This is a genomic window from Mesorhizobium sp. P3_A9 (genome assembly GCF_056402975.1).
The window spans coordinates 1-5666 of the sequence record NZ_JBFUGJ010000367.1 but is presented as its reverse complement, the minus strand read 5'-3'; the positions used below and the strand labels follow the sequence as shown (position 1 = coordinate 5666).

Genomic DNA, 5666 nt, shown 5'->3' with positions numbered 1-5666 from the left:
GACGCCGCCGCGCCTGACGTGCAGCATGCTGGCCAAGCCGATGTTGAACAGGAACTGCCAGGACAGAGGGTTCAGGAACCAGAAGCCGGGCTCGGGATAGTTGGGCGGGGCGATCTGCCAGATGCCGGCGGCGAGCCACAGCGCACCGGAAGCGACAAGCGCCGCGACGGGCCGGTAGCTGATCAGCAGGACGAAGGCCGGCGCCATCAGGAGCAGCGCGGCATAGACCGGCAGGATGTTGTTGTAGCCGAGCTGATGGCCGAGCGTGACGATGCCGACCAGCACTTCCGGCGTGTTCTTCATCAATGGCTCGATGTTGATCAGCTTCAGCAGCTCCGGCCGCCTGGCGAACACCGCCACGGTGCAAAACAAGGCGATCACCACCATGGTCGTGACGATATGGGCGACGTAGAGCATGCCTGCCCGCCGCCACATCTTCAATGTGGCCAGAAGCCGGCCACCCGGCCGGAACTTGGTGCCATAGGCGAGCGCGACCGAGATGCCGGAAATCAAAACGAAGGCCTCGGCCGCGTCGGAGAAACCGAAATTCTTGTAGGTGAAGGCCTCGAAAGCCGTGCCCGGCACGTGGTCGATGAAGATGATGATAAGTGCAAGCGCGCGCAACACGTCGATACGCGTGTCGCGTTCGGGGATACGCAAATTGCGATCCGGGATACGCAAATTGCGATCCGACAAAACAGGGGTAGTCATCGACAAAAGGCCTCAAAGCTGGTTGTTCATGTCCAGCAATGCGACCCCCGACGCACCGCTTCGATTCCTCCCACGCGGAGTATATCGGCGCAGAAACGGGCTGGAATGCGCCTGGTTCAATCAACTTTCGCGGAGCATGAAAATATTGCGTTTTGAAGCCGGCAAATTGAGCGGAACCTCATATAATCAAGAGGATGCGGGATGACTGGCGACAGCGTCGAAAACGCCCCGCTGCTCATGAATCTGGCCTTTCCCTATCGCATTCACGACGCCGGCGGGAACAGCCGTGAATGTCTGTTCCTGCTGCATGGATCGGGTGTCGACGAGACCACTCTGGTGCCGCTGGCAAGGCGGATCGCGCCCGCCGCCGTGCTGGTCGCGGCGCGTGGCCGTATCCCCCAGGAGGATGGTTTTCGCTGGTTCGAACGGATAAGCCCGACGCGTTTCGAACAGAAGAGCATCCTGGCCGAAACAGCTGGCTTCGCCGCATTCGCCAACGAGGCCGCCAAGCGCCATGGGCTCGATCTCACCCGTGCAACTTTTCTCGGCTATTCGAACGGCGCCAATCTGGTTTCCAGCCTGATGCTGCTCCATCCGGGCGTCGTCCGCAGGGCTGCGCTGCTCAGACCAATGCCTGTGCTCGACTATGTGCCGGCGATCGACCTCGCGGGAACACAGACGCTGATCATCGCCGGCGCCGCCGACGAGACCTACGGGCCCTTCGCGCCAGCGCTGGTAACGCTGCTCAACCGGCACGGCGCGGATGTAGATGCGCGTATCGTTGGCTCTGGCCACGAGATCGGTGATCCGGACGCCGCCATCGTCAGGCAATGGCTGACGGAATCGGCAGCTGTGGTGCGGGCAAGCTGACAGCGAGCCAACACTCGCTGTCGCGCCGGCCGATAGGCCGGACTCAATGCGATGCAGGTAGACCGTTGGCTGACTCGCGCCATCGCGCCGGAGAAACGCCGAGGCAGCGCTGAAAAGCCCGGCTGAAAGCCTCTTCCGACCCATAGCCGCAACGCTCGGCGACGGCGAGAAGTTTCATGGTCCGGTCACGCAGCAGATCGGTGGCCAATTGCATGCGCCATTCCGTCAAGTACCGCATCGGCGATTGGCCGAGCAGTTTCCTGAAACGCTCGTCGAGAACCGAGCGGGATGTGGCGGCGCACCGCGCCAGTTCCTCGTTGCTCCATTTTTTCGTGGGCTCGGCGTGGATGAGGCTCAATGCACGGCCGAGCACCGGATCGCTTACCGCCGCCAGCCATCCCATATCAGCCGATTTCTGTTCGGAGTAGAGCCGCAACGCCTCGACGAACAGAAGTTCCGGCAGGCGCGCCATGAGCAGCCTTTTGCCTTGTGCCGCATGCGCGCTTTCATTCAGGGCATAGGTGAAGCAGGCCTGCATCCATTCGGTCGGCGCGCCCGGACGCGGCCGTACGCTGAAAACCGGCGGCAATCGCTGCAGGAAGACATTGAAGAGAAGCTGTTCGCACGTCAGGTAACCGCAGACGATGCGCGTGGCTTCGCCGCCGCCGTCGATGCGAACGACCGGCAGGCTTTGCCACGGCGGTGGTGGAACGAGTTCGGCCATGGGTATGGCTCCGCTGAACGCGGGATTGCCCATCAGATGCTGGTCGCCGTGCGGGAGCACGATCAGGTCGCCAGCTTTGCCTTCGACCTTCATGCCTCGTGCGCTGATCTGGAAGCTTCCCTCCTGGACGATGTGGAAGAGGATCAGCCGCCGAGAGCCGCCAGCCAGCAGCCTCGCCATATCGGCGGCCTCGGGGGAATCCAGCGCCCAGGGCGCGCGATACTCTCCCAACAAGAAAATCGAACCGGACAGCCCAACCTGCGACAGCACGTCAAGCAACAGGTCTTGCCTGTCTTCGGATTGGCTCTCTGCCGGTTGTTCGATCAGTCTGTCAGGCGTTTCGATCATGGCATGACAGGGCGTTCCAGCGGAAACTTCCCCTCACATAGGCGGCGCCTGAAGCATCGCGCCAACGGATGATCAGGTCAATGGTGACCTGAGAAGGAGGATTCCATGCCCAAATTCGTGATCGAACGCGACATGCCCGCTGTCGGCAAACTTTCGGCCTCGGACTTGCGAAGCGCTTCACAGAAGTCGTGTGGCGTGCTCGACACGCTCGGCTCACAGATCCAATGGATCCAGAGCTACGTGACGGATGACCGGATCTACTGCGTCTATCTGGCGGCGGATGAGGGCTTGGTCCGCCGGCATGCCGAAATGTCTGGGTTTCCTGCCGACCGGATTTCGCAGGTGCTGAGCATTATCGAGCCGGCAACCGCTGAATAGCCGCCGGTTTGCCTACCCCCGCCCCATCCGGTTCCAGGCGTCCAGTCCGGCGATCTTGTAGGCTTCCGCCAGCGTCGGATAGTTGAAGGTGTTGTTGACGAAGAAGTCGACCGTGCCGCCGAGATTGATCACCGCCTGGCCGATGTGAATGAGCTCGGTGGCGCCCTCGCCGACGATATGCGCGCCGAGCAGACGGCGCGTCTCGATCGAGAACAGCAGCTTCAGGAAGCCAGTATTGACGCCCATGATGTGTCCACGCGAGGTCTCGCGAAAACGCGCCACGCCAACCTCATAGGCGGCTCCACTCTCACGCACCTGTTCCTCGGACTGGCCGACAGTGGAGATCTCCGGCACGGCGTAAATGCCATAGGGGAAAGTTTCGGGCGGCGGCGGGAGCGGCACGCCGAAGGCGTGGCAGGCGGCCACCCTGCCCTGCTCCATCGACGTCGAGGCGAGGCTCGGAAAGCCGATGACGTCGCCGGCGGCGTAGATGTTGGGCACGCTGGTCTGAAAAGTCTGCGGGTCGACCTTGATGCGGCCCCTGGAGTCGGCGTCGATGCCGACCACGTCGAGACCCAAGGTTCCGACATTGCCGGTGCGACCGGCAGCGTAGAGCACGACATCCGAACGGATGGTGCGGCCGTCGGCCAGTTCSACTTCGGCSGYYTCCGGCTTGGAGCGGATYTCYTTCACCGCGCTGCCCAGCCKKATCGTCATGCCGCGRTCRCGCATCTGGTGGATGAAATCGTCGACGATCTCGCGRTCGACGAAATCGAGGATGGTGTTGCGCGGCTCGACCAGCGTCACCGGCACGTCGAGCGCGGAAAAGATCGTCGCATATTCGACGCCGATGACRCCGCCGCCRATCACCGTCAGCGTGCGCGGCAACTKGCCGAGTTCCAGCATCTCGTCGCTGTCGAAGACGCGGGTCTTGTCGAAGGGCACGTCGCGCGGCCGGTGCGGCCTGGTGCCGACCGCGATCAGCGCATTTGCGAATCCGACTTCGCTGTAGTCGCCAKTGTCTGCTGTCAGGCTGACCTTGTTGGGGCCGAGAAATTTTACCGAGGCACGCGCGCTCTTGACCGTGTTGCGCATGAACTGATGCTGCAGCACCTCGACCTCGTGATCGAGCGTCTTGTGCAGGCGCTCGACCAGATCGCCGACCGAAATATCCTGCTTGACCCTGTAGCCGCGACCGTAGAAGCCGCGCTCGCGCCAGCCCGAGAGATTGAGCACCGTTTCGCGCAGCGTTTTCGAGGGAATGGTGCCGGTGTGCACGGAGACGCCGCCAAGGCGCCGGCCGCGGTCGACCACCAGCACCGATTTGCCGAGCTTGGCCGACTGCACCGCGGCGCGGCGCCCGGAAGGGCCGCTGCCGATGACCAGCATGTCATAGTCCATATTTTCCCCGTCCCCTCGCCCCTGTCCCGGAGCGCTTTGTTGCGCCGCAACAAGCTAATGCCATCCGCGCGGCAAATTCAACCGTTTCAGATTGCGCCGGTCGTTGTTCGAGCCTGGCGCCCCGGGAAAACCCCGACCTTGATTCCGACACAGGTCTTCACCATTTCATCATCAAGTGGCCCGCACCCTATGTCGGGCCTCATTACGAGGAWATGACATGAACGCGCGCGTTCTCGACGGCGAAATCATCAACACCCGACTTGACGATGTCAGGGCCTATGAAGGCGTGCGCACAAGGCGCATCCTGGCCTTCGCGCTCGACTGTACCGTCATCGCTCTGCTCGCCATTCCCTTCGCCATACTGGTGTTCTTCCTCGGGCTTTTGACGCTTGGCCTTGGCTGGATGCTGTCCGGCGTCCTGCTGCCGGGCGTCGCCATCCTCTACATCTGGAACACGCTGGGAAGCGCCGACCAGGCCACCACGGGCATGAAAATGATGGGCATCCGCCTCGACCGGCTCGACGGCCGGCCCATCGACGGGCTGACCGCGGTCGTTCATTCCGTGCTGTTCTGGGCCGGCAACGTCATCCTGTCGCCGCTGGTCCTGCTGGTGACTTTGTTCTCCGATCGCAAGCGCACGCTGCACGACCTTCTGCTCGGCACGGTGGTCAGCCGCAGCGGCCGTTAAAGGYGTTTTTCGGGAGCGCTCCCGCCTAGTGGGTGCAAATGTGAAGGCGTTCGCTTGCCCATACCTTCACAATCCTGTTGAATTTTTCGCTTTCCGCGCCAAAGGTAGAGCGACTCGAAGGAGTGTTTCCAAGGCTCGATGACGCAGCATCCGACCCAGTCGCCGCAGTTCTTCCTGACCGCGCCGTCGCCGTGCCCCTATCTCGACGGCCAGTTCGAGCGCAAGGTGTTCACGCATCTGGTCGGCGACAAGGCTTCGGAGATGAACGACCTGTTGACGCAAGGCGGCTTCCGGCGTTCGCAGAACATTGCCTACCGGCCGGCCTGCGAGACCTGCCGCGCCTGCGTTTCCGTGCGCATTCTCGCCCAGGAATTCACCGCCAGCCGCAACATGAAGCGCGTGCTGCAGCACAATTCCGATCTCGTCGGCGCCATGCACAATGCCGAGCCTTCGACCGAACAATATTCGCTGTTCCGCGGCTATCTCGATGCCCGCCACCGCCGCGGCGGCATGTCCGACATGACGGTACTCGACTACGCCATGATG

Annotated in this window: 6 protein-coding genes and 1 pseudogene; 4 read left to right on the top strand and 3 right to left on the bottom strand. The window is 62.5% G+C overall.

All coding sequences use genetic code 11. From position 1 onward, the window contains the following. Positions 1–711 (bottom strand): OpgC family protein (locus AC1DX0_RS30010; protein ID WP_477358062.1); only part of this gene is annotated, 711 nt, incomplete at its 3' end. A 201-nt stretch (positions 712–912) separates the two neighbouring features. On the opposite strand from AC1DX0_RS30010, the gene AC1DX0_RS30005 reads away from it, so the two are divergent. Next, positions 913–1581, top strand: coding sequence for an alpha/beta hydrolase (locus AC1DX0_RS30005; protein WP_477221139.1), 669 nt, complete (start codon positions 913–915; stop codon positions 1579–1581). Between the two features lie 43 nt (positions 1582–1624). Here the strand turns inward: AC1DX0_RS30005 and AC1DX0_RS30000 are convergent, their stop codons facing one another. Continuing rightward, the gene (locus AC1DX0_RS30000) at positions 1625–2653 is read right to left on the bottom strand and encodes an AraC family transcriptional regulator (RefSeq protein ID WP_477221138.1); all 1029 of its coding nucleotides are present in this window, start codon (positions 2651–2653) and stop codon (positions 1625–1627) included. A 105-nt stretch (positions 2654–2758) separates the two neighbouring features. On the opposite strand from AC1DX0_RS30000, the gene AC1DX0_RS29995 reads away from it, so the two are divergent. Next, positions 2759–3031, top strand: a complete 273-nt coding sequence (locus tag AC1DX0_RS29995) for a DUF4242 domain-containing protein (protein WP_477221137.1) — start codon at positions 2759–2761, stop codon at positions 3029–3031. Positions 3032–3043: 12 nt separating this feature from the next. On the opposite strand, the gene sthA is transcribed toward AC1DX0_RS29995, so the two are convergent. Beyond that, positions 3044–4432, bottom strand: a complete 1389-nt coding sequence (gene sthA / locus AC1DX0_RS29990) for a Si-specific NAD(P)(+) transhydrogenase (RefSeq protein ID WP_477358060.1) — start codon at positions 4430–4432, stop codon at positions 3044–3046. Positions 4433–4649: 217 nt separating this feature from the next. On the opposite strand from sthA, the gene AC1DX0_RS29985 reads away from it, so the two are divergent. After that, positions 4650–5120: an RDD family protein gene (locus AC1DX0_RS29985; RefSeq protein WP_477221135.1), complete on the top strand. Its 471-nt coding sequence runs from the start codon at positions 4650–4652 to the stop codon at positions 5118–5120. A 138-nt stretch (positions 5121–5258) separates the two neighbouring features. After that, positions 5259–5666 (top strand): annotated as a pseudogene (locus AC1DX0_RS29980) (arginyltransferase); the annotation flags it as partial.